Source organism: Acidovorax sp. Root402, from assembly GCF_001425125.1.
Taxonomy (GTDB): Bacteria; Pseudomonadota; Gammaproteobacteria; order Burkholderiales; family Burkholderiaceae_C; genus Acidovorax; species Acidovorax delafieldii.
The window spans coordinates 11,246-34,298 of sequence record NZ_LMDQ01000019.1 but is presented as its reverse complement, the minus strand read 5'-3'; the positions used below and the strand labels follow the sequence as shown (position 1 = coordinate 34,298).

General features: G+C 65.5%; 15 protein-coding genes. 5 read left to right on the top strand and 10 right to left on the bottom strand.

Annotation, left to right across the window (positions count from 1 at the left end):
* Nucleotides 1-152: 152 nt before the first annotated feature.
* Nucleotides 153-1,355: a LysM peptidoglycan-binding domain-containing protein gene (locus ASC83_RS22580; protein ID WP_156379587.1), complete on the top strand. Its 1,203-nt coding sequence runs from the start codon at nt 153-155 to the stop codon at nt 1,353-1,355.
* 79 nt (nt 1,356-1,434) lie between these two features.
* Complete coding sequence (dprA, locus tag ASC83_RS22575) at nt 1,435-2,601, top strand: DNA-processing protein DprA (RefSeq protein ID WP_056067868.1); 1,167 nt, start codon at nt 1,435-1,437, stop codon at nt 2,599-2,601.
* Between the two features lie 125 nt (nt 2,602-2,726).
* On the opposite strand, the gene ASC83_RS22570 is transcribed toward dprA, so the two are convergent.
* The 5 genes from ASC83_RS22570 to ASC83_RS22550 form a co-directional block, all read right to left on the bottom strand.
* Complete coding sequence (locus ASC83_RS22570; protein ID WP_056067866.1) at nt 2,727-5,126, bottom strand: DUF1631 domain-containing protein; 2,400 nt, start codon at nt 5,124-5,126, stop codon at nt 2,727-2,729.
* A 17-nt stretch (nt 5,127-5,143) separates the two neighbouring features.
* Nucleotides 5,144-6,094, bottom strand: coding sequence for a protein translocase subunit SecF (secF, locus tag ASC83_RS22565; protein WP_056067864.1), 951 nt, complete (start codon nt 6,092-6,094; stop codon nt 5,144-5,146).
* A 12-nt stretch (nt 6,095-6,106) separates the two neighbouring features.
* Complete coding sequence (secD, locus tag ASC83_RS22560; protein WP_056067862.1) at nt 6,107-7,990, bottom strand: protein translocase subunit SecD; 1,884 nt, start codon at nt 7,988-7,990, stop codon at nt 6,107-6,109.
* 106 nt (nt 7,991-8,096) lie between these two features.
* Nucleotides 8,097-8,432: a preprotein translocase subunit YajC gene (yajC, locus tag ASC83_RS22555; protein ID WP_015016243.1), complete on the bottom strand. Its 336-nt coding sequence runs from the start codon at nt 8,430-8,432 to the stop codon at nt 8,097-8,099.
* Nucleotides 8,433-8,730: 298 nt separating this feature from the next.
* Nucleotides 8,731-12,300: an indolepyruvate ferredoxin oxidoreductase family protein gene (locus ASC83_RS22550; RefSeq protein WP_056067860.1), complete on the bottom strand. Its 3,570-nt coding sequence runs from the start codon at nt 12,298-12,300 to the stop codon at nt 8,731-8,733.
* Between the two features lie 189 nt (nt 12,301-12,489).
* Here ASC83_RS22550 and ASC83_RS22545 point away from each other — a divergent pair, with 189 nt between their 5' ends.
* Complete coding sequence (locus tag ASC83_RS22545) at nt 12,490-12,975, top strand: Lrp/AsnC family transcriptional regulator (RefSeq protein ID WP_056067858.1); 486 nt, start codon at nt 12,490-12,492, stop codon at nt 12,973-12,975.
* Nucleotides 12,976-13,048: 73 nt separating this feature from the next.
* Here the strand turns inward: ASC83_RS22545 and ASC83_RS22540 are convergent, their stop codons facing one another.
* Nucleotides 13,049-14,272, bottom strand: coding sequence for a murein transglycosylase A (locus ASC83_RS22540; protein ID WP_082522582.1), 1,224 nt, complete (start codon nt 14,270-14,272; stop codon nt 13,049-13,051).
* Here ASC83_RS22540 and ASC83_RS24205 point away from each other — a divergent pair.
* Complete coding sequence (locus ASC83_RS24205; protein WP_199227826.1) at nt 14,205-14,348, top strand: hypothetical protein; 144 nt, start codon at nt 14,205-14,207, stop codon at nt 14,346-14,348. The genes ASC83_RS22540 and ASC83_RS24205 overlap by 68 nt on opposite strands.
* 197 nt (nt 14,349-14,545) lie before the next feature.
* On the top strand, nt 14,546-15,196 hold the full coding sequence (locus tag ASC83_RS22535) for an OmpA family protein (RefSeq protein WP_056067856.1): 651 nt from the start codon (nt 14,546-14,548) through the stop codon (nt 15,194-15,196).
* A 36-nt stretch (nt 15,197-15,232) separates the two neighbouring features.
* Here the strand turns inward: ASC83_RS22535 and ASC83_RS22530 are convergent, their stop codons facing one another.
* The 4 genes from ASC83_RS22530 to ASC83_RS22515 form a co-directional block, all read right to left on the bottom strand.
* Nucleotides 15,233-15,862 carry a response regulator transcription factor gene (locus ASC83_RS22530; RefSeq protein ID WP_056067854.1) on the bottom strand — a complete coding sequence of 210 codons (630 nt, stop codon included), beginning with the start codon at nt 15,860-15,862 and terminating at the stop codon, nt 15,233-15,235.
* An 85-nt stretch (nt 15,863-15,947) separates the two neighbouring features.
* Nucleotides 15,948-17,996 carry a nitrogen regulation protein NR(II) gene (locus ASC83_RS22525; RefSeq protein WP_235509448.1) on the bottom strand — a complete coding sequence of 683 codons (2,049 nt, stop codon included), beginning with the start codon at nt 17,994-17,996 and terminating at the stop codon, nt 15,948-15,950.
* Nucleotides 17,993-18,808, bottom strand: coding sequence for a carbon-nitrogen hydrolase family protein (locus ASC83_RS22520; RefSeq protein ID WP_056067852.1), 816 nt, complete (start codon nt 18,806-18,808; stop codon nt 17,993-17,995). Before ASC83_RS22520 ends, ASC83_RS22525 begins: the two co-directional genes overlap by 4 nt.
* On the bottom strand, nt 18,805-22,962 hold the full coding sequence (locus tag ASC83_RS22515; RefSeq protein WP_056067850.1) for a YhdP family protein: 4,158 nt from the start codon (nt 22,960-22,962) through the stop codon (nt 18,805-18,807). Before ASC83_RS22515 ends, ASC83_RS22520 begins: the two co-directional genes overlap by 4 nt.
* Between the last annotated feature and the right edge of the window lie 91 nt (nt 22,963-23,053).

Here is a 23,053-nt window from a genome sequence, read left to right as displayed (position 1 = left end):
TGCCGCCCTGCGAGCCAATAATCGTTGCCGAATCAAGGGCTTGAGCAGAGAATCTAAGAAGCTTTGTAACGTATTTGCCCGGCCGCACGCCTGCTTTGTGCGCCGAGGTGCCAGCGAGGGGGCGTTTCCCAATGCATGAGAAAAGGAACAACATGACGGCATTCACCAGCGTGCGGCGGACCGCCCTGGGCGCGCTCACCATCATTGCTGGCGCCCTGCTGGTCATGCCGGCCCAGGCGCAGAACTACCCCATTTCCAGCGGCCAGCGCGCCACAGCGCAGCAGGTGTCCGAGCGGGGTGTACCGCTGGAAGAGCTGGCGCCCAACGCCCCAGACACCTACACCGTCAAGCGGGGCGACACGCTCTGGGGCATTTCGGGCATGTACCTCAAGCGCCCATGGCGCTGGCCCGAGCTCTGGGGCATGAACCTCAAGACCATCCCCAACCCACACCTGATCTTTCCTGGCCAGACGCTTTACCTTATCAAAGAAGGCGGCTACGCCCGCCTGAGCACCAGCCGCTCCAGCGAACCCGAGACCGTGCGCATCTCGCCCCGCACCCGTAGCGATAGTTTGGCTGATTCCGCGTTGCCCACACTCAAGCAGCACCTCATCGAGCCCTTCCTGGTCGAGCCGCTCGTGGTGGACGAGCAAGTGCTGCTGAGCGCCCCGCGCGTGATCGCGACGACGGAAGAGCGCGTGCTGATGGCGGCAGGCGACCGTGTTTATGTGCGTGGGGACGCCGCGTCGCCAATGCTGGCAGAAGCGGGCGAACCCCGGTACTACCGTGTTTTCCGCAATGCCGTGGCGCTCAAGGACCCCGTGACGGCCGAAGTGCTGGGATACGAAGCCCAGTACCTGGGCAAAGCGGAACTGGTGCGTGGCGAGTCGTTCGAAGAAATTCCGAACGGCAAGGGTGGATACACGGCGGAATACATCCCCGCCACCGTGGATCTGTCGGCCACCAAGGAGGAAGTCCGCGCGGGCGACCGCCTGCTGCCTGCACCCGCCCGCCCGTTCCTGAGCTACACCCCACGAGCCCCCGAGATGGAAGTGGATGCACGCGTGGTGTCCATTTATGGCAGTTCGGCCGTGGCCTATGCAGCCCAAAATCAGGTGGTAGCCATCAATATGGGTTCGCAGGACGGACTGGAGCCTGGCCATGTGCTCAGCCTGCTCACCAAGGGCGACCGCATCAAGGACATGACCGACAGCAACAGGGCGATGGTCAAGCTGCCCAGTGAAATCAACGGCACTGCCATGGTGTTCCGCACCTTCGAGCGCGTGTCCTATGTGCTGCTGCTGGAAATCCGCAACGGTGTGCGCGTCGGCGACCGCTTGGTCAACCCCAAGTAACGCTGAGGGCCGGTAGTACGTATCGCCGCGCGGGGTTCCTGCGCTGCGGTAGTCACGTTGCCGCGCCGTACTGGTATCCATGGACCACGACGAACTCGGCGCCTGGCTGCGGCTGACCTTGACGCCAAGCATTGGCAACGGGGCCGCGCGGCGTCTGCTGGCACGCTTTGGCTTGCCGCAATCCATCTTTCAGCAGACCGAAGCCGCCCTGCAACTCTGTGTGCCCGCCGCGCAGGCCAAGGCGTTGCGCGAGATTCCGCAGGGGTGGGAAGCCCTGTGGCAGACCACCGCCCAATGGCTTGCCAGTGCTGTGCCACAAGGCCCCGCGCGCGCCATCGTGAGCCTGGGCGACCTGCGCTATCCGCAGGCCTTGCTGGACACGGAAGACCCACCGCTGCTGCTCTACCTCATGGGCCCGGCATCACTGCTGGAGCACCAGCCTTTTCCCAGCGATCGGTGTCTCGCTGTGGTCGGGAGCCGCAACCCCACCGCCCAGGGCGCAGAGAACGCTCGCCAGTTTGCCCGGGCGCTGCACAGCGCAGGCTTGACCATCGTGTCGGGGCTTGCGCTGGGGGTAGACGCTGCCGCCCATGAAGGCGCGCTGGACTTGGCGACGCCCCCTTGCGCGAGGGCCGCCACCATCGCCGTGGTAGGCACCGGGCTCGACCGCGTGTATCCGCGCAAGAACCTGGACCTGGCCCATCGCATTGCCGCACACGGACTGATCGTCAGCGAGTACCCCCTGGGCACTCCACCGCTGCCAGGCAACTTTCCCAAACGCAACCGCATCATTTCGGGCCTCTCGCAGGGCACGCTGGTGGTGGAAGCCGCACTTGCATCGGGCTCGCTGATCACAGCCCGCATGGCGGCCGAGCAGGGGCGTGAAGTGTTTGCCATTCCAGGTTCCATTCATGCACCGCAGTCACGCGGCTGCCATGCGCTGATCCGTCAAGGCGCCAAGCTGGTGGAGTCTGCCCAGGATGTACTGGAAGAACTCAAGATCCCCGCCACCACTATGTCCGGCCTGCCCCACGAAGGCGCGAACGCCGGGGGAGTCGCCATATCGGACGGTAGCGAAGACCCCGTGCTTGCCGCCTTGGGTTACGACCCCATGGGGCTGGATGCTCTGGTCGCCCGCACGGGCATGGGCGCATCGGCCTTGCAGGTGGCCCTGCTGGAACTGGAACTCGATGGCAGCATTGCGCGGTTGCCGGGGGGGTTGTTTCAACGGGTCGGCAGGGGCTAGCTGATCGCTCCGTGATCGCCCGGGGTCAGAGGGGCGCAACGGATGCCAACACGCATCCCGGATAAGCGCCTGTTGACGATCTCACAGGAGATCTCACACAGGCACTGAGCAACGCCTTCGGGGGCTCAGTCCAGCAATCGTTCCGGGTTGGCGTCCAGCTTGGCCAGGGCATCGCGCGTGGCGCGCAGCGTGAGTCCTTCCTCGTCCTGGGCCACCAGCAAGCCAGCCTGCAGGTACGCCGCCAGGCGGCGCAACTGGATCAGGTAACTGCTGCCATCCACCGCAGCAAACAGGTGCAACTGCTTGCGCTGGCTTTGCCAGGCGTACTGCACCTGGGCCGATGCGCCGTTGTGGTCCAGCGTATACCAGGTGCCAGGCTGCAGATCCTGCGCCCAGGCCACCATGGCATCGTCCACCGGAGCACCGTTGTCAGCAATCACGTGGATGGACGAGGCGTCGATGCCCAGCATCATCTCGATGTTGTCCGCATTGAGCGGCATGTCACCCAGTGTGGCATCACTGATGAAGTCTTCGAGGTTGGCCAGGCGTTTGGCCATGGCATCGATGTGCGCCTGGGGAATAGACGCCGTCTTGGACAAAAAGGCGTCGGCCAGAGTGTCTGTCAACACTTTGACCTGCGCATCCTGCGCCGCGCCGTTCACACCCAGCAGGGTCAGCCCTTGGCGCAGGCGTTGCAGCAGCGCGGGCAGGTTCTGGATGACCTGGGCCCGGTCGCTGCGATTGGGTTTGGCGCTGGCGGCCCAGACGAGATCTGCTGCCGTGCGCTTGAAGGCCACCGTGTCGGCATGTTGAGGGCCATCCCGCACGGCCGACAGCGCCAGCACCTCGGCCCAGGTCTTGAACAGGAACTCGCGGATCTCGTCGCGCACCGGCATGTCGCGCAACATGGTGCGCAGCTCGATGGTGTACTGGATCGCCAGCGTTTCCCGTTGCTCGACCTGTTGGGCGACGCTCACCAGGCGCGAGGTGACCTGCTTTTCGGTCAGGAACTTGGCCAGGAATTTCTCGAACTCGTCATAGACGAGCTGGAAGACGCGGCGTCCGGTCTCGGGGTACTGCTCGATCACCTGCACCACACGGCGAATCTCGGCTTCCAACGCGCTGCCATTGATGCTGGTTGCGTCAAAACCGAGTACGCAGGCACCCATGCGATCGATCAGCTTGCGGGCGGGATGGTCGAGATTGCTGAAAAATTCGGGCTCAGCCAAGGCCACACGCAGCACCGGCACCTGCAGCCGGGCAAACCACACCCGCACGGCGGGCGGTATCCGGTCCTCTGCGAGGATGCTCTGGAACATCAACGCCACCACCTCGATGATGGCCTTCTCGCCCGAGGTGGTCGCTTTCTTCTTGAGTTCAGTGGAGCGCTCCCGCACGGCGCCCACCAACTGGACCACCGCTGCAGGGCTGTAGTCCTCCATCAGCGTGGCCACGCCGCTGTAGTAGGTGTCCGCATGCACGCGGTGCGCCGTGAGCGCATGGGCCAGCGCGGCCGAAGCGGGGGGCGCATTCACCATGTCAAAGCCGGTGGCGGGCTGCGTGAGCAGCCGTCGCAACTGCCCCATCACACCCTGCGCACGCTGGCGTGCCCGGGCCAAGGGCGTCATGCCCGTGGCAAAGGCCGTGGGCATTCCGTGTTGTGGCCGGGGGTAGCCGCCATGTCCGGGCGGCGGCATCTGCGTGCCCGGTGGCCCCATCGGCCGAGCCCCAGCGGGCATGCCGGGAGGCTGCTGCATTCCTCCGCGCGCGGCCATCATGGCCTGGCGGGTCTGCGCCAGGGCCTGCGAAGCCAGGCCTCCAGAACCCGAATCGCCCCCGCCACTGCCCGTGGCGGTGCCACCCTGCGTGCGGCGCACTTTGGATTTGAGATCGACCTGCGGCGTGATGCCCTGCTCTACGTAGAACACGTTGACCGCCTGGTAGTGCTTCTGGAGCAGGTTGGCCAGCTCGCGCTGCAGGGGATCCACCACGGTTTGCAGGTCCGTGCGGGGTAGCCCTGCCTCCACCCATTGTTCCACCAGCAACAGGCATACCGTGTCGGGTCGCAGGATGTCGCTACTGTCCAGCTCCTGCCCCTCCAGCGACTGGGTGCGCTGGCGCAAGGTGTCGAACTGATGGCTGACCTGCTCGTTCACCGTCAACGCCATGCGCGAGGCGAGGATCTTGTTCTCGACCACATCGTCGCTGAGCAGCTCGAACTGACTGAGCCCACCACCACCAGCCGCTAGCTGGCCACGTGTAGAGCTGACGTGGGGAGCCAGCGCCTCTTGCCAGGCCTTGCCGGCGCGCTCCGTCCATGCGGAATGTTTTTGCTGGTACTGCAGCCACGCATCCCGGCGCGACTGCATTTCGCGGGCTGTGCCCGTCTGGTTCATCAATGCGGTGAGGAAGTCCTGGACGGTCTTGTCCAGGTCCACCAACCCTCCACAGATCCCCTCTACAAACCGCTGGCGCGCCTGGCGGGCCAGGCGGCGTTGCGGAACAGAAGGGGGCGTGGTGTGCATGAACAGATATTAGCGGGTCAGACGGTAGCTCCGGCATGGGGATCGTTGGGATCCCCCTCCTTTTTGGCGGGCTTGACGAGGTCCTCGCGCTTGACGCCCAGCCACATGGCAATAGCCGCCGCCACGAACACCGAGGAATAGATGCCGAACAGGATACCGATGGTCAGCGCCAATGCAAAGTAGTGCAAGCTCGGGCCGCCAAAGAAGAACATCGACAGCACCATCGCCTCGGTGGAGGCGTGGGTGATGATGGTTCGACTCATCGTGCTGGTGATGGCGTGGTCGATCACCTCGTGCGTCGTCATCTTGCGGTACTTGCGGAAGGCCTCGCGGATCCGGTCGAAGATCACGACCGATTCGTTCACCGAGTAACCCAACACGGCGAGCACGCCAGCGAGCACCGACAGCGAGAACTCCCACTGGAAGAACGCAAAGAAGCCCAGGATGATCACCACGTCGTGCAGGTTGGCAATGATTGCAGCGACGCCGAATTTCCACTCAAAGCGGAAGGCCAGGTAGATCACGATGCCCACGACCACCATGGCCAGCGCCATCAGGCCGCCGTGCACGAGTTCCTCGCCCACCTGCGGACCTACAAATTCGGTGCGACGCAAGGTCACTGCGGGGTCTGCAGCCTTCAAGGCGCCCAGCACCTGCTCGCTCTGCTGTGCGGACGTCACGCCCTTTTGCACGGGCAGGCGAATCATCACGTCACGCGAGGTGCCGAAATTCTGCACCTGCACGTCGGGGTAGCCCAGTGCGGCCACGGTGTCGCGGACCTTGGCCAGTTCGGCGGGCTGGCTGTAGGCCACTTCCATCACGGTGCCGCCCGTGAACTCCACCGATAGGTGCAGCCCACGCGTAAGCAGGAAGAACACCGCCAGAGCGAAAGTGATGAAGGAGATCGCGTTGAAGACCAACGCGTGCTTCATGAAAGAGATGTCTTTGCGGATACGGAAGAATTCCATGGTCTTCCTCCTTTAGTTCGTCTTGACCACAGCACTATCGGACTCAGGCTTCCACACCTGACCGATGGCCACGCTCTTGAGCTTCTTCTTGCGGCCGTACCACAGGTTCACCAGGCCACGCGAGAAGAACACGGCCGAGAACATGCTGGTCAGGATGCCGATGCAGTGCACCACAGCAAAGCCACGCACCGGGCCGGAGCCAAACGCCAGCAGCGCCAGGCCCGCGATCAAGGTGGTGACGTTCGAGTCCAGGATGGTGGCCCAGGCACGCTCATACCCCGCGTGGATGGCCGCCTGGGGCGACACACCCTCGCGCAGCTCTTCGCGAATGCGCTCGTTGATCAGCACGTTGGAGTCAATCGCCACCCCCAGCGCCAGCGCCATGGCAGCAATGCCGGGCAGCGTGAGCGTGGCCTGCAGCATGGACAAAATGGCCAGCAGCAGCAGCACGTTCACCGCCAGCGAGACGGTGGAGAAAATGCCGAACAGTGCGTAGTAGATGCACATGAACACCGCAATGGCCACCATGCCCCACACCACGCTGTGGATACCGCGCTCGATGTTGTCGGCGCCCAGGCTGGGGCCGATGGTGTATTCCTCGATGATTTCCATGGGCGCGGCCAGCGAGCCAGCGCGCAGCAGCAGGGCGGTGTCGTTGGCCTCGGCCGTGGTCATGCGGCCCGAGATCTGCACGCGGCCGCCACCGATTTCGGAACGGATGACAGGGGCCGTGACGACCTCGCCCTTGCCCTTTTCGAACAGCACGATGGCCATGCGCTTGCCCACGTTCTCGCGCGTGATGTCCTTGAAGATGCGGGAGCCCTTGGCGTCCAGCGTGAGGTTGACAGTGGGTTCCTGTGTCTGGCCGTCAAAGCCAGGCTGCGCATCGGTCAGGTTTTCGCCGGTCAGGATGACCTGCTTCTTGACGATGACGGGCTGGCCGTTGCGTTCCAGGTAGCGCTCGGAGCCGAACGGCACGGGGCCGCGGCCTGTCTCTGCCGAACGGGCTTCGGTGCCCTCGTCCACCATGCGCACTTCCAGCGTGGCAGTGCGGCCCAGGATGTCCTTGGCCTTGGCGGTGTCCTGCACGCCGGGCAGCTGCACCACGATGCGGTCCAGACCCTGCTGCTGGATCACGGGCTCGGCCACGCCCAGCTCGTTGATCCGGTTGTGCAGCGTGACCATGTTCTGCTTGAGCGCCTGCTCCTGCACGCGGCGTGTGGCTTCGGGCTTGATCGAAGCGCGCAGCTTGAACTCAGTGCCTTCTGGCGTGGTGGTGACCTGGAGATCGGCGAACTGGTCGGCGATCAGGTTGCGCGCGGCCGTGGCCGTGGCTTCATCGCGCACCTTGATGTCGATGGACTGGCCGTCGCGGCTGATGCCGCCATGGCGGATGTTCTTGTCGCGCAGTGCCGTGCGGATGTCACCCGCATAGGACTCGGACTTCTTGGTCAGCGCCGCCTGCATGTCCACCTGCAGCATGAAGTGCACGCCACCGCGCAGGTCCAGCCCCAGGTACATCGGATTGGCGTGCAGGGCCTTGAGCCACAGCGGCGAACGCGACACGAGGTTGAGGGCCACGATGTAGGAAGGGTCGTTGGCGTCAGGCACCAGCGCCTTCTGGATGGCGTCCTTGGCCTTGAGCTGGGTGTCGGGCGTGTCGAAACGCGCGCGCACCGAGTTGCCCTCCAGCGCCACAAAGTCAGGTGTCACACCGGCGGCCTTGAGGGCTTCTTCCACCCGCTGCTGCACGGCGGTATCCACCTTGATGGTGGCCTTGGCCGACGACACCTGCACAGCAGGCGCCTCGCCAAAGAAATTGGGCAGGGTGTACAAGGCCCCCACCAGCAGCACGATCACCAGGATCGCGTACTTCCAGACCGGATAACGGTTCATGATCGCGCTCTCACCTCAGTTGTGCAGGCGCCCTACGCGCCAGCGCCCCCTGACCCCGCGCCCGGACGGGCCGGGGCGCGCAGCGCCTCAGGGGGTTGTTCATGGATTACTTGACGGAGCCCTTGGGCAGCACCTGCACCACAGCGCTGCGCTGCATTTGCACTTCCACGCCACTGGCGATTTCGATGTGCAGAAACCCTTCGGACAGGCGCGTCACCTTGCCCACGATGCCACCGGCGGTAGCCACTTCATCGCCCTTGGCGATGGCGTCGATCATGGCGCGGTGTTCTTTCTGGCGCTTCATCTGGGGGCGGATCATGACGAAGTACAGCACCACAAACATGAGCACCAGGGGCAGCATGCCGGTCAGAGAGGACATGATGTCACCGCCGCCAGCGGCTGCGGCAGGTGCGGTTTGGGCGAAAGCGGAAGAAATAAACACGGACTGGACTCCACAACGGATGGTCAAAATTCACACAACCCGCCCACACCACGCGCCAAAGCGCCTGCGGGGGCAGAACAGGGCATTGTATGCGGCGCCTTGAGCGCCGCCCAAGGGGGAAGACCCAAGCGCGCAGCGGGTGTTTTCCACCTGCGCGCCCACAAGGGCCTGCCAGCGGAAATACAGGCCAAAAACGGGTGATGCGCTAGGGATTCATGCCTCGATAGCTACACTATTAATAGCAAAAGCCCGCACAGAGGCGGGCTTTTGTGGGAGACACTGACGGCAGAAGGACCTATCAGGCGACCTGACGCTGGACCGGGGCGCCCGTGCGCCACTGGGCCATCAGGCCGTCCCACTTGGGACGCGCCGCCTTCAGGTGCCGTTCCTTCACGTGGCCGTAACCACGGATCTCTTCGGGAATGCGGGCAATTTCCACCGCCAAGGCCAGGTTGTCAGCGTTCAGGCGGGCCAGCAGCTCGTCGACGCAGGCGCGGTATTCGACGATCAGTGCACGCTCCATGCGGCGCTCCTCGGTCTTGCCGAAGATGTCCAGTGCCGTGCCGCGCAGGCCTTTCATCTTCGCCAGCAGGCCGAAGGCGCTGCGCATCCAAGGGCCAAACGGCTGCTTCACCAGCTCGCCCTTGTCGTTCTTCTTGGCGCTCAGGGGCGGTGCCAGGTGGTGCACCAGTTTGTAGTCGCCTTCGAACATGTTCGCGATCTTGTCCGTGAAGGCCTTGTCGGTGTGCAGGCGCGCCACTTCGTACTCGTCCTTGTAGGCCATGAGCTTGAACAGGTAGCGGGCCACAGCCTCAGACAGGCGGGTGCCGCTGCCCAGTTTTGCTTCCGCCGCCTTCACTTTCTCGACGAAGGTCTGGTACTCGGAAGCGTAAGCGGCATTCTGATAACCCGTCAGGAACTCCACGCGCTTGGCCACCATCTTGGCCAGCGACGGCTTCTTGACGAACTGGATCACTTGCGCGGCCTGGAACAGCGCCTGCACCGCCGCCAGGTCGTGCGCGCAGCGGCGGCCCCATTCAAACGCTGCCTTGTTGTTGTCCACCTGCACGCCGTTCAATTCCATGGCACGCATCAGCGATGCGTAGGTGAGTGGCACGCGGCCCTTTTGCCAGGCGTAGCCCAGCATCAGCGGGTTGGTGTAGATGCTGTCGCCCAGCAGCTGGGTGGCCACTTGCTCGGCGTCAAAGCTGCCCACACCTGCCGCGCCTACGGCAGTGGCAATGGCGGCGTCGCAGTTGCCACCCGGGAACTGCCAGTCAGGGTTGTTCACAAACGCCGCCGTGGGCGTGCTGTGGGTGTTGAGCGCCACAAAGGTGCGGCCGGGCTGCATGACAGCCAGGGTGTACTTGTGCGCGGCCACGATGGAGTCGCAACCGATCACCAGGTCGGCCTTGGCGGTATCAACCTTGGTGGTGTAGATGGCGTCGGGGCGATTGGCGATCTGGATATGGCTCCAGGTAGCGCCGCCCTTTTGCGCCAGGCCGCCGGCGTCCTGGGTGATGACGCCCTTGCCATCGAGGTGCGCGGCCATGCCCAGCAGCGAGCCGATGGTGATCACGCCCGTGCCGCCCACGCCGCCCACCACAATACCCCAGGCGCTTTCAGCCACGGGTAGCACGGGCTCAGGAATGGAGGGCAGCGCCGACAGGTCGCCCTTCTTCTCCTTCTTCGGCTTCTTGAGCTGGCCACCTTCCACCGTCACAAAGCTCGGGCAGAAGCCGTTGACGCAGGAGTAGTCCTTGTTGCACGTGCTCTGGTTGATCCGGCGCTTGCGGCCGAACTCGGTCTCCACGGGCTCCACGCTCAGGCAGTTCGACTTCGTCGAGCAGTCGCCGCAGCCCTCGCACACCAGGTCGTTGATGACCACGGTCTTGTCAGGGGTGGCCAGCTTGCCGCGCTTGCGACGGCGGCGCTTTTCGGTGGCGCAGGTCTGGTCGTAAATGATGGCCGTGCAGCCCTTGATCTCACGGAACTGGCGCTGGATGGTGTCCAGCTCGTCGCGGTGGTGCACCGTCACGCCATCGGCCAGGGCCACACCGTCGTATTTGTGCGGCTCGTCCGTCACGATCACGAGCTTTGCCACACCTTCGGCCTTGAGGCTGTTCATGATCTGCAGCACCGAGTGGCCCTCGGGCCGCTCGCCCACCTGCTGGCCGCCGGTCATGGCCACGGCGTCGTTGTAGAGCACCTTGTAGGTGATGTTCACACCCGCCGCAATGCTCTGGCGAATGGCCAACAGGCCGCTGTGGAAGTAGGTGCCGTCGCCCAGGTTGGCAAAGATGTGCGCGTCCGTGGTGAAGGGCTGCTGGCCCACCCAGGTCACGCCCTCGCCGCCCATTTGCGTGAAGGTGCTGGTGCGGCGGTCGGGCATCCAGTTGACCATGTAGTGGCAGCCAATGCCGGCGACGGCGCGGGAGCCTTCGGGCACGCGGGTGCTGGTGTTGTGCGGGCAGCCGCTGCAGAACCACGGAGCGCGTTCGCCAGTGTCCACCTTCAACTCCGTCATGGCGCGTTCGCTGGCCTCGATGATGGCAAGGCGTGCCTCCATGCGGGCCACGATGCCAGAGGGCACCCCCAGCTTCTTGAGGCGCTTGGCAATTGCCTTGGCGATGATGGCGGGCGTGAGGTCGGCTTTGGCGCGCAGCAGCCAGTTCTGGCTGGGGTTGGGCATGCTCCATTCGCCGCCGGTGGCGTCGCCCTCGGGCTCGTCGAACTTGCCCAGCACGTTGGGACGCACATCGGGGCGCCAGTTGTACAGCTCCTCCTTGAGCTGGTATTCGATGACCTGGCGCTTTTCCTCCACCACCAGAATCTCTTGCAGGCCCTGGGCAAAGTCACGCGTGATGGTGGCTTCGAGCGGCCACACCACGTTGACCTTGTGTAAGCGGATGCCCAGGCTGCGGCAGGTGTCGTCGTCAAGGCCCAAGTCCACCAGCGCCTGGCGCGTGTCGTTGTAGGCCTTGCCGCTGGCGATGATGCCGAAGCGGTCTTGTTTGCCTTCGATGACGTTGTAGTTGAGCTTGTTGGCGCGGATGTACGCCAGGGCTGCGTACCACTTGTAGTCCATGAGGCGCGCCTCCTGCTCCAACGGCGCATCAGGCCAGCGGATGTGCAGGCCGCCGGGCGGCATCACGAAGTCCTCGGGCATCACGATCTTCACTCGGTCCGGGTCGATGTTGATGCTGCTGGACGACTCCACCACCTCCTGGATGGTCTTCATGCCCGACCACACGCCCGAAAAACGACTCATGGCAAAGGCGTGCAGGCCCATGTCCAGAATCTCTTGCACGCTGCTCGGGAAGAACACCGGCGTGCCGCAGGCCTTGAAGATGTGGTCGCTCTGGTGCGCGGCCGTGCTGCTCTTGCTGATGTGGTCGTCGCCCGCAATCGCGATCACGCCGCCATGCTTGGCGGTGCCCGCCATGTTGGCGTGCTTGAACACGTCCGAGCAGCGGTCCACGCCCGGGCCCTTGCCGTACCAGATGCCGAAGACGCCGTCGAACTTTTTGCTTTGCGGGTACAGGTCGAGTTGCTGCGTGCCCCACACGGCCGTGGCGCCCAGTTCTTCGTTCACACCGGGCTGAAAGACGATGTTGTTGGCCGCCAGGTGCTTCTTGGCGGCCCACAGCGCCTGGTCGTACGTGCCCAGGGGCGAGCCCCGGTAGCCACTGATGAAGCCCGCCGTATTGAGCCCCGCCGCCGCATCGCGCTGGCGCTGCAGCATGGGCAGGCGCACGAGGGCCTGCACGCCGCTCATGAAGGCGCGGCCCTCGCCCAAGGTGTATTTGTCATCCAGAGTGACCGTCTCTAGCGCTTTGCGGATGGACTCGGGCAGGGGGGCGTTCATGGCTATGTCTCCAATGGCTTTTGTGATGTCCGCGCCTTGTGGGCACGCTGGGGCAGCACCATGCGGCCCGTTTAGGGCCACGGCACTAATGTGCAGGTAAGTGTATGTCTGCGCCGCTGATATGTCTTTGCGTTCTGTGCCGTGTTTAGGCTATTCTGAGAAAGGATCTTTCTCTTTTCGGCCACTTTTGTGAACACTCTCGACAAATTCGATATCGCCATCCTCAACGAGCTGCAGGCTGACGCCCGACTGACAAATGCCGAGCTGGCCCAGCGGGTGGGCCTGTCGGCCGCACCCTGCTGGCGCCGCGTGCGGGCGCTGGAGGAGCAAGGCTTCATCAAGGGCTACCGCGCAGAGATCGACCGGCACAAGATCGGCCTCGGGGTACTGGCCTTCGTGCGGCTGGATGCGGACCGCAGCACGGGCAACCTCACGCGCAAGATGGAGGAAGCCATCCGACAGATTCCGGAAGTGGTGTCGTGCCACTACATCAGCGGCACCGGCACCTTCGAGCTGCAGGTGGTGGCACGGGATCTGGACAGCTTCTCGCAGTTTGCGCGCGACGTGCTGCTGAACCTGCCCAACGTGAAAGACATGCACACCAGCTTCTCGCTGGGTGAGGTGAAGGCCAGCGGGGCGCTGCCGCTGACACACCTCACACGCACACGGGCTTGAAGGCGCGCCGCCCTGGCTCTGCCAGCTCCAAAAGGCATGGCAGATTGGGGCCACGCCTCATTTCATGAGCGCCTCAGCGCGGCCACAGCGCCCAAAGGCGCAAGTTCTGCTTGAGCCGGCCCGCGATGTCCCCCGCCTCTGGCCCCCAACCCGTGAAATAGTCCGCGCGCACTGCACCGAGGATGGCGCTGCCCGTGTCCTGTGCGAGCACCAGGCGGTTGAGCTGCACCTGCGGGCCGGACGAAGCCAGCCACACGGGTGTGCCGTAGGGAATGCTCTGCCGGTCCACTGCAATCGATCGGCCCGGCGTCAGGGGCACGCCCTGTGCACCCCGCGGGCCAAACCCGGCGTCCAGCGGGCTCAAGGGCTCTTCGCGGAAGAACACATAGCGCGGGTTGCTCCACAACAGCTCATTGGTGCGCTGGGGGTTCGCGGCCACCCAGGCGCGGATGCCCGGCCAGGTCGCATCGCGCGTCAGGCCCTGGTCCAGCAGCCAGCGGCCCACGCTCTGGTAGGGCTGGTCATTGGTGCCTGCGTAGGCCACCCGCACCAGCGAGACCGAGCCATCCGGCTCGGTGATGCGCAGACGGCCTGACCCCTGGATGTGCAACACCATGGACTCGATGGGATCACGCAGCCACGCAATGGCCCGACCCGCGAGCGCGGCCTGGGCCTCCGGCAGGGTGTCAATCTGCTGGCGGGTGTACCAGGGCTTGCGCGCCCCCAGGCTGGCGGGTACCCGATAGATTGGCACCGTGAAGCCATTGCCGGGCTGGCGCGCCGCGTCCATCATGGGTTCGTAGTAGGCCGTCAGCAAACCATCGGCGTTGCCGTCAGTCGCCTCGACGCGGTAGGGCTGCAGGCGTGCGATGAGCCAGGCACGCTGCTCATCGGCCGTGGCAATGCTCAGCTGCCGGACCTCGCTGCACAGCGCAGTGAAGGGAGGCTGGGGCCGCTCGCAGCTCTTGATCCACGCGTTCCAGGCTTCGTGCAGCGCGTCTTCGGTAAAGCCCGGCAGCTCGGCCCAGCGCACGGGAATCCAGCGGCTTTTGGGCTGCGCCATGGGCGATGGCAGCGGGCCGGTGTCGCCCGGCAGCACCACCGCACTGGGCGGCAGCGGCGCAGGAGTGCCCCCAGGGCGTGCGGGGACTGGGGCAGGGGGCGTGGAGCAGGCGGCCAGCGTTCCTACAATCAGCGCGGTCAACGCAACGCGCAGGAGTGTCAATTTCATGGGGCTGATTTTGCTTGAAGCGCTGCTAGCGCTGGTGGTACTGGTGGCTATCGTGTGGTGGACCATGTTCTCGGGCCGCAAGGGAGGAGAACTGAAGGCCCCACCGCCCGCCGACAGCGACAAGCATCCGCCATCGCCTTGAACGGGCAGTGAGTTGCGCCCCAGGGACGGCCCTGTCCTACAACCGATGGGCCAGCGCGCCGATGGCACCGCTTCATCGCGGGCCCCACGATGGCGTGAGCTGGGTGACGCCACTGCACGGGACGCGATAACGCTCCGACAGCGCGGCGGGCGCAAGGCCCGCCCACCCAGCGCCACCGCTTTTCAAGGAGCACACACATGCGCACACACATTCAAATTCTCGGCGCTGCCGCCGCCATCGTTCTGGTCACCGGATGCGCCAGCATGGATGACACCCAGCGCCGTACAGCCACCGGAGCTGGCATTGGGGCGCTGGCAGGCGCGGTCATCGGCTCCGCGACCGGAGGCAGCGCCGGGACCGGCGCCGTGGTGGGGGCTGGTGTCGGGGCACTGGGCACCTACATCTGGTCGCAAAACATGGAGCGCCAAAAGCGCGAGATGGAACAGGCCACCCAGGGCACTGGCATCGCCGTGACCCAGACGGCTGACAACCAACTCAAGCTCAATATCCCCAGCGACATCTCGTTTGCCGTAGGCCGCTCGGACATCCAGCCCAACTTCGCGCCGGTCCTGGACCAGTTTGCCGCAGGCCTGCGCAACAACCCGAACACTGACGTACGCATCGTGGGGCACACCGACAGCACGGGGAGCGATGCCACCAACAACCCCCTGTCGATGGACCGCGCCGCAAGCACCCGCAGCTACCTGACAGCGCGCGGTGTGGATGGCCGCCGCATCGTGATCGAAGGCATGGGCGAGCGCTACCCCATCGCTACCAACGACACCGCCGAGGGCCGTGCACGCAACCGGCGGGTCGAGATTTTTGTGGGCGAACGACCACGGGGCTGATCGCCCGGACTGCGAACTCCCCGCCAGAAGGTGGGCTCAGTTACCCGTGCGCAGCAGGTTGGCCAACTCCACAGCGGACTTGACCTGCATCTTGTCGAACACCCGTGAGCGGTGAACCTCGACCGTGCGCACGCTGATGTCGAGCTGGTCAGCGATGAGCTTGTTGGGAAGACCGGCCACCACCAGGTCCATCACATCACGCTCCCGCTCGGTCAGTTCGCTCAGCCGCACCTGCAAGTCACTGCGTTCGCGCACCTGGGCCAGCCGCTCGGCCGATTGGGCGAGTGCCTGCTCGATGCGGTCCACCAGCGCGTTGTCGGAAAACGGCTTCTCGCAAAAATCAAAGGCCCCCCGCTTGACGGTGTCCACGGCGGTGGGCACGTCCGCATGGCCAGTGAGAAAGATCACCGGCATGGTGGCCAGGTCGCCCCGCGCGGCCAACACGTCAAACAGTGCCAGCCCGCTCATGCCAGGCATACGCACATCCAGCAGCAGGCAACAGGGCTGGCGTTGGGGGGGGCGCTTTTGCAGCATGGCATCGAAGGCTTCGGCCGAATCAAAGGACTCGCTGGGCAGCCTGCGCGAGCGCAGCAGCCAGGCCAGCGCCTCGCGCACGCTGGCGTCATCGTCCACGATGTACACGGTGGCGTTGGTGATGGGCTCCATAGATCAGTTCAGTTATCCATTGCAATGTCAGTCACGCGCAGACGATGAAAGCACCAAAGCCCCACCGCTGGCCGCCGTAACTGCCTCAGGGGGTGGGTCCATTGTTCACGGGCAGCGTGAAGGTGAATACCGTACCACGGGGCTCATTCGGCGCAAATCCGAGAAAACCGCCGTGTTGTTCGATGACGGTGCGGCACATGCTCAACCCCAAGCCCATGCCCTCCGGGCGGGTGGTGAAAAACGGGGTGAACAGTTTTTCTGCGACCTCGGGGGGAATCCCGGTTCCCACATCGGTCACAGCAAATTCAATCCAGCCGTTATGCGGGTTGGAGGCAGCACGCCGCACCCGGATATCCAGCACGCGATTGCGCACGCCGGGATCATCCATCGCCTGCATGGCATTGCGCGCCAGGTTCAGCAACACCTGCTCCACCATCGTACGGTCACACAGCGCGGGCGCCAGGCCCTGCTCCACCGATGTGTTGACGCGCACGCCCAGTTTGCGGGCCTGCAGGCTCACCAGCGGCAGGATGGCATCGAGCAATTGCTGCGCATGCACTGCCTCACGGGCTTGGTCGCGGCGCCGGACGAAGTCGTGAACACTTTTGATCACTCGGCCCGCTCGCTCGGCCTGGCGGGCAATCTGGCGCATGGCCATGCGCACATCCTCCAGCGCGTCGGGCTCGGGTACAGACGCACTGGCGGGAGTGGCATGTTCCAGCAGGTTGATGGAACCATTGGCGTAGCTGGAGATGGCGGCCAGCGGCTGGTTGAGTTCATGGCTGAGCAACGAAGCCATCTCGCCCACCGTGGCCAGCCGCGCAGTGGCCTGCAGCCGCTCCTGCGAGGCGCGGGACAGCTCCTCCACCCGGCGCTGTTCGCTGATGTCCAGGAACGCGCTCATCCAGCCGGTGTGCTGGCCTTGGGCATTGATGAGCGGGGCCTCGATGATCAGCACGGGAAACCGCGTGCCGTCCTTGCGCATGAACTCGGACTCAAACCCCTCGCGCGGCGGCATGGTGCCGGCAAAACGGATGGCCTGGCGCTGGCGGTATTCCTCCACACGCTCGGGGGGCCAATAGGGTGCCGACATGCTCAGGCCCAGCAGCTCCTGCGGGCTGAAGCCCACCATCTCGCAGAAGGCCGGGTTGACGTAGGTGATGCGCCCCTCCAGGTCGCGCGCGCGAAGCCCGGTCACCAGCGAGTCCTCCATCGCCTTGCGAAAGGCCAGCGCATCGGCCAGGTCACGCTCGGCGCGCAGGCGGCGGCGGTTGTCGCGCACCAGCACCACCATCACCGTCACCAGCGCAATCGACATGGCCGTGACCAAGGCCGTCAACACATTGGGGAACAGGCTGGGTGCACTGTGCCAGCTGTCCATGCGCAGCACCAATGTACTGCCTGGCAAGTCCAGCAGATGCTGCGCCGAGAACATGCGCGACCCCCGTCGCGCCGCTCCCAGCACCGCCAGCCGGGTGCCGTCGGCCTCTGTGAAGGAGGCTTCCTGGCTGCGCGTGAGGTTGTGCCCCACCAGATTGGCCAGGATGTCCTGCAGCGCATACGTCGCGACCAGATACCCCATGGTGCGTCCGCTGGCAGACAACGGAACACACAGCTCCATCATCTCCGAGCCCAGGCCGTCACCATGGGGCTGAAAGTAGCTGCTGGAATACGCTGGCCCCCCCAGGCGACGCGCGTTGGCACAGGCGATAGTGAGGTCCGACTGGCCACTGTCGCGCAGCCGCATGTCCCAGGCCACCGGGCGGTAGGGTGACTGCACGTGGGTGCGCATGCGCAGATTCGCATCACGCAGCTCAATGCGCACGAGCTCGCGCCGGTTACGCAGCAGGTCAGACGCCTCGACCTCCCAGGCCAAATGACTCGGGTTGTCGCTGGGGAGTGCCTGCAGGCTTTGCAGGTTGTGCGTCAGCGCGGTGCGGATGTCCGAGACTGCATCGGCGGTGTCCCGCTCCAGGCGGGTCTGCACCTGGCTGGCTTCATAGCGCCCGGCAAGCCACACCATGGTGGCAAGCATGGACACCACGAGCAGTACCAGCGCCGTCCACAACGACCAGCGACGCCAGGCTCCGCGCCAGCGCTGCAGCAGGGTGCGTTTGACGGGCGTTGGCTTCACAGCACGCGGTGGGTCAATGCGGGCAGCTGAGCGCGCACGGCACTCAGGCGCTGCGCGTCCAGCTCGCCGGCTACCACGCCAGCGCCTTGATCGCGCTGCGCGATGATGCTGCCCCAGGGATCCACCAGCATGCTGTGGCCCCAGGTATGGCGGCCGTTGGCGTGCACACCGCCTTGGGCAGGGGCCAGCACATAGGCCAGGTTTTCCACCGCGCGGGCACGCAGTAACACTTCCCAGTGCGCCTGACCCGTGGTGTGCGTGAAGGCGCTCGGCACCAGCAGCAGGTCCGCACCTGCGCGGGCATGCGCGCGGTACAACTCCGGAAAGCGCAGGTCGTAACACACGGACAACCCCACCCGCCAGCGCTGGCCGCTGCGCGCTTGCAGATCAAACTGCACCGGGGTGTCACCGGCGTCGATGACACGGCCTTCGTCGTACTGTTCAGCGCCGTTGCTGAAGCGAAAGAGATGGATCTTGTCGTAGCGCGCCACACAGGCACCCGTCGGGTCGAAGACCAGCGTCGTGTTGCGCACACGGTCCGGCGTACCCGTGGCCATCGGCAGCGTGCCGCCCACGATCCACATCTCAAGCGCGCGCGCGGTATCGGCCAGAAACTGCTGGATCACTCCGGAACCAGCGGTCTCGCGCAAGGCGAGCTTGTCAGTGTCCCTGTGCCCCATCAGGCAAAAATACTCCGGCAGCACCGCCAGCTCAGCGCCGCCCTGCGCAGCCTGTTCCAGCAGCTGGCGCGCAACGCGCAGGTTATCGTCCAGCGCGATGCCAGACACCATCTGGATGGCGGCGACTTTCATGAAGGTTCTCCAGTCTTGGGGGGTGGGTTGGCCCGGGGCGTCGCCTCGGTGGCAGGGCTCGATTCGCGCCCGCGGCGGGCCACGCGCACCACCCGCGGGTCGGCCCAGGTGCCATCGATGCGGAATTCCTGCGTGGCAGCCTCGATGAGCGGACCGCGCAAAAACACCTGAGCCAAAAAGCTGCCCAGGCCAATCACCGGGTTGATGGCCGTGGCCACAAGCGACGCCGTCATGGCGTTGATCTCTGGCACCACCACCACACGCAGATCCTGCGTCTCCTGGTCGATGTTGGCGCTGCCTTCCATCAGTACGGCCGCATTGACGCCCTTCATCTGCAAGTTGTTGGTGGTGGCCACACCGCGCTCGATGCGTACATCACCGCGCACAAAATCAAACGCAAAACCTTCACTGAACACATCGCGAAAATCCAGTGTCAAGCGGCGCGGCAATGATTGCAGGCTGAGCACGCCCAGCAGCTTGGCCAGGCCAGGATCAGCCTTCAGAAACTGGCCGGATTCGACATTCAGGTTGATCTGCCCGGTCATGCTGCGGTAATCGGGGCTGAAGGGAGCGCCAATCCAGCCCACCTGCCCTTCCATGCGGCCCTTGCCGCGCCGCACCACGTTGGCCATGCCCAGGCGGGCCAGCAGATCGCCCGAGTCGCGGATATCGAGCTTGAAGCTGAGCACGGTGCGCCGCTCGGCCGAACGGGGGCCTGCGGAGGCTGCATTGAGCACCGCCCAGTTGCCGTTGGCAGTGAAAGCGGCCTCGGGCGCCGTGATATTGAACTTGGACAGGCGCCACTCGCGCTGCACCCCCTCGCCGCCCCGGTTCTGGGCCTCCATCTCCACCCGTCCCAGCCGCTTGCCACGCAGCTCGAAATCCTCCACGACGATGTCCAGCGCGGGCAGGTTGCCCGGTTGCTCGTTGAGCAGTTCTTCGACCTGGGTCACGTCGCTTTGCGGCATGTTCACACGCGACAGCCGGGCAAACAAACGGCCGTTGCTGAAGTCGGGCGATCCGGGCTGGCGGTACTCCAGGTAGCCATTGAGTTCGGTGGCATCGAGGTTGGCACGCCAGGTGGAGCCGTCGCGCAGCGCACCTGCCACCACGTTGTGCAGCGTGCGGCCTTGCAACGTGAGCTCGCGCGCGCGCAGCGCCAGGGTGGTGGGCAGATAGTCCTGTGCCACGGCCTGCACGGCAGGCGTGGTCGCCACTGCGGCACCCCGGGGGGCGGGCTCGGCGGCAGTGGCCCGGGTGAGCACCTCGTCCCAGGCGTCCACATCCAGCTTGCCCTGGTTGATGTTGGCAGCCACGCCTTGCGCAGGCATCGGGGCGGACTCGCCGTTGCTCAGGCCCACACCGATGGCGCCGCGCAGCACGCGTGGCTGGGGGCCGCTCAGGTCGCGCAGGTAGGTGGCGGAGCCAAGTGATCCCAGGTCCAGCACGATCTGGTCCCGCAACGGGGGGGCACTGCTCCCGTTGCCGTTGCTGCTCGCCAAGCCCACCAGTGATTCGCGCGCCACCTGGTTGTCAAAGCGCAGGGGCAGGCTGCTGTCCGCCGTCTTGCCCAGCGGGGGCGGCAAGGCCAGGGCCAGGCCCTGCAGGCTGGTGTTGACCTGCAGCTCGGGCACCCCGCGGCGAAACGACAGGGCCAGCGTGTACGGTGCGCTGCCGGTGGCACGCCGCGCCAGTTGCGACAACATGCCCAGCTGCGGGGTTTGCTGCAGGCCTTCGGCCGTGGCGGTGCCCTGCGCACGGATCTGCACCGCCGACTCGGTGGCCGGGGCATTGGCCGCCAGCGCACGCATGCCGCCTTCCAGCCGCACGGGGCCGCCCAGCGCCTGGGCCTGCACATTGGACAGCGAAAACCCGGTCTCGCTGAACTGCACGGCGCCCCGCACGCGGGTGAGCGCCGGGGTGTCGGGGGTGATGCGCAGCTCATTGCCAGCCAACGTGACGCTGCCCTGCACCTTGGATTTGTTGATGTCGCTGATGGGCAGGCTCAACCGCAGCTGGAAGTCGGCGTTGCCCGTGCCGCTGGCCTGCTCCAGCGCATTGCCCGTCATACGGCCCAGCGGCGAGGTGGTCATGAGCGTGAGCAGCTCGGCCAGCGGGCCGCGCGCATCGGCACTCACGCCGACCACGGTATGCGCCAGGTCTGGAATGCGCGCCTCAACCTTGGACAGCCGCAAGCCCTTGCTGCCCGCGAAGCCGCCGCTGGCGCCGCGCACCTGCATGGACGAGCGTTCAAAAATCAGCTCGCCGCCCAGATCAGTCAGCGCAGGCCAGGGCAGGGTGCCTGCGGGTTGCAGCGCGGTGGGCACGTAGGCGTAAGTGACGTCCTTGACGCGCGCCGCAATGCGGAACTCGCCCTGCTTGGGGTCATTGAAGGGCAGGTCGTGCAAGTCCCCTTTGACCCGGAACTGCACATTGCTGGCGCTGCCAGCGACCACCGCATCGCGCACATAGTGACGCGAATCGGCAGGAATGGACAGGGGCAGGTAGCGGTGCACCCGGGTGCCGTCGGCACGGTGCAGCGTGCCGGTGAGGTCCAGCACCCCCGGAAAGCGCGACCGGTGGGGCGCCTTGGAGGGGTCGCTGGTATGCCAGGTGGCGCGGGCATCGCCCTGGGCATCGGCATTGGCAAACTGCACATCGTTGGCCTGCACGGCGATGCGGCCGCCGTCCACCTGCCAGCGCACATCGGCACTGAGCCGGTCGAGCGGCAGGACAGGCTCCTCGAACACCCCCGGCAGCACCAGCGCCCCCGACGCCATGGTCAGCGCCGCCTTGCCCCCTGCCTGGGTCATGTCGATGTCCACATTGGCGCCCCGCAGGCCCAGGTGGGCGGGGGTCGCGCCATCAGTGGCACCGGCCAGCGCCAGCCCCTGGATGCGCCCCTTGACCTGGTACTGCTGCAGCGCATCCAGCGGCCCCTTCCAGGTGGCCTGGATCTCGTCCACCAGCCCCTGGGGCGTGTAGGTGCGCAAGGCGTCGTGGGCGGCCGCTCCGAGCGGCAGACGGCTGGCCACCTGCGCCAGGGCCGCCAGGTCCAGCCGGTCGGCCCGCAATTCGCCTTGCGCCGGGGCCTTGCCGTTGGCATCGGTGTGCACCAGCCGCAAGTTGCCGCCGGGCCAGGTCAGGCCGTCGTCGGTCTGGAACTGCAGCGCCTGCGTCGAGAATTCAAAGCCGCCGGTGAGCCGTCGCCCCCCCAGCCGGCCCTGGATGGACGGCAGAACCAGCGGGCGCAGATCGGCCGCCAGCGTGGTGTTCACATCGGCCAGCGCCAGGTCGGCCGTGCCGCCCACCACCTGCCCGCTGCGCACATCGGCCCAGGCCCGCAGCGCGCCCCGGCCTTGCGCCACCTCGATGCCCACATCGGCGTGGTGCCGCAGGTGCGACACATCGACCCGCGTGAAATGGGCAAACACCTGGCCGCTCCAGTGCTTCCAGTTGCCATCACGGGCGCGCAGCAGCGGCGCGCGAAATAGACCGACCAGACTGAAACGGTCGCCCCATTCCGGCGGCGGTGTGGCATCCACCCGAAGGTTGTGGTGCCAGTTGCCGTTGCGCAGAACCAGGTCCACCTTTTCCAGCGCCAGCTCGGGGGCGCCGCGCTGCTCATCGGTCCAGCGCACCGTGCCACCCTTGATATAGACCTCGCCCTGCGAGAACAACCAGTCGGCCGCCGCGCTGCTATCGCCCTGGTTCTGGGCAAATTCCAGCCCCGCCACATAGATGCGCCCGTCGCTGGCCCGGCGCACATCCAGATCCGGGCCTTCGATGTAAAGCTGCTCGAACCCCCACTGCAGCAGCGAACGGGGCGACAGCGCCACCACCACCCGAGGCAGGCGCAACGCGGTACGGCCTGCCGTATCCAGCAGCGCGACGTCAGACAGCTCGATGGACGGGATCAACCCCTCGGTGCGGGCCACGATGGCGCCGATCTGCACGGGAACCCCCAATACCCGTGCGGCCTGCGCCTGCAACTGTGGGCGGAAATCACCGATTCGCGGCACAATCCAGCCATGAAGAGCCCCCCATGCGATGGTCAGCAGCAGCCAGAACGCGAGCAACAAGCCCAGCGACCACCGCGCAAAACCTGCAACTATTTTCAGCAGGCGTGAGGGGTGCGAGGTGGGATCGATCATGGTGAGATGGAAAGTGGCAGGAATTATGACCCGCAGCCCTGGCGTGGGTTCACTCGTGTCCCGAGTGCCCAGTGAGCTTTTGTATGCCGTC

Excerpts from the sequence above, each read along its gene's own strand:
- ASC83_RS22580 (WP_156379587.1), top strand. The coding sequence starts at position 153 with ATGACGGCATTCACCAGCGTGCGGCGGACCGCCCTGGGCGCGCTCACC.
- dprA (WP_056067868.1), top strand. The coding sequence starts at position 1,435 with ATGGACCACGACGAACTCGGCGCCTGGCTGCGGCTGACCTTGACGCCA.
- ASC83_RS22570 (WP_056067866.1), bottom strand. The coding sequence starts at position 5,126 with ATGCACACCACGCCCCCTTCTGTTCCGCAACGCCGCCTGGCCCGCCAG.
- secF (WP_056067864.1), bottom strand. The coding sequence starts at position 6,094 with ATGGAATTCTTCCGTATCCGCAAAGACATCTCTTTCATGAAGCACGCG.
- secD (WP_056067862.1), bottom strand. The coding sequence starts at position 7,990 with ATGAACCGTTATCCGGTCTGGAAGTACGCGATCCTGGTGATCGTGCTG.
- ASC83_RS22550 (WP_056067860.1), bottom strand. The coding sequence starts at position 12,300 with ATGAACGCCCCCCTGCCCGAGTCCATCCGCAAAGCGCTAGAGACGGTC.
- ASC83_RS24205 (WP_199227826.1), top strand. The coding sequence starts at position 14,205 with ATGGGGCTGATTTTGCTTGAAGCGCTGCTAGCGCTGGTGGTACTGGTG.
- ASC83_RS22540 (WP_082522582.1), bottom strand. The coding sequence starts at position 14,272 with ATGGTCCACCACACGATAGCCACCAGTACCACCAGCGCTAGCAGCGCT.
- ASC83_RS22535 (WP_056067856.1), top strand. The coding sequence starts at position 14,546 with ATGCGCACACACATTCAAATTCTCGGCGCTGCCGCCGCCATCGTTCTG.
- ASC83_RS22530 (WP_056067854.1), bottom strand. The coding sequence starts at position 15,862 with ATGGAGCCCATCACCAACGCCACCGTGTACATCGTGGACGATGACGCC.
- ASC83_RS22520 (WP_056067852.1), bottom strand. The coding sequence starts at position 18,808 with ATGAAAGTCGCCGCCATCCAGATGGTGTCTGGCATCGCGCTGGACGAT.
- ASC83_RS22515 (WP_056067850.1), bottom strand. The coding sequence starts at position 22,962 with ATGATCGATCCCACCTCGCACCCCTCACGCCTGCTGAAAATAGTTGCA.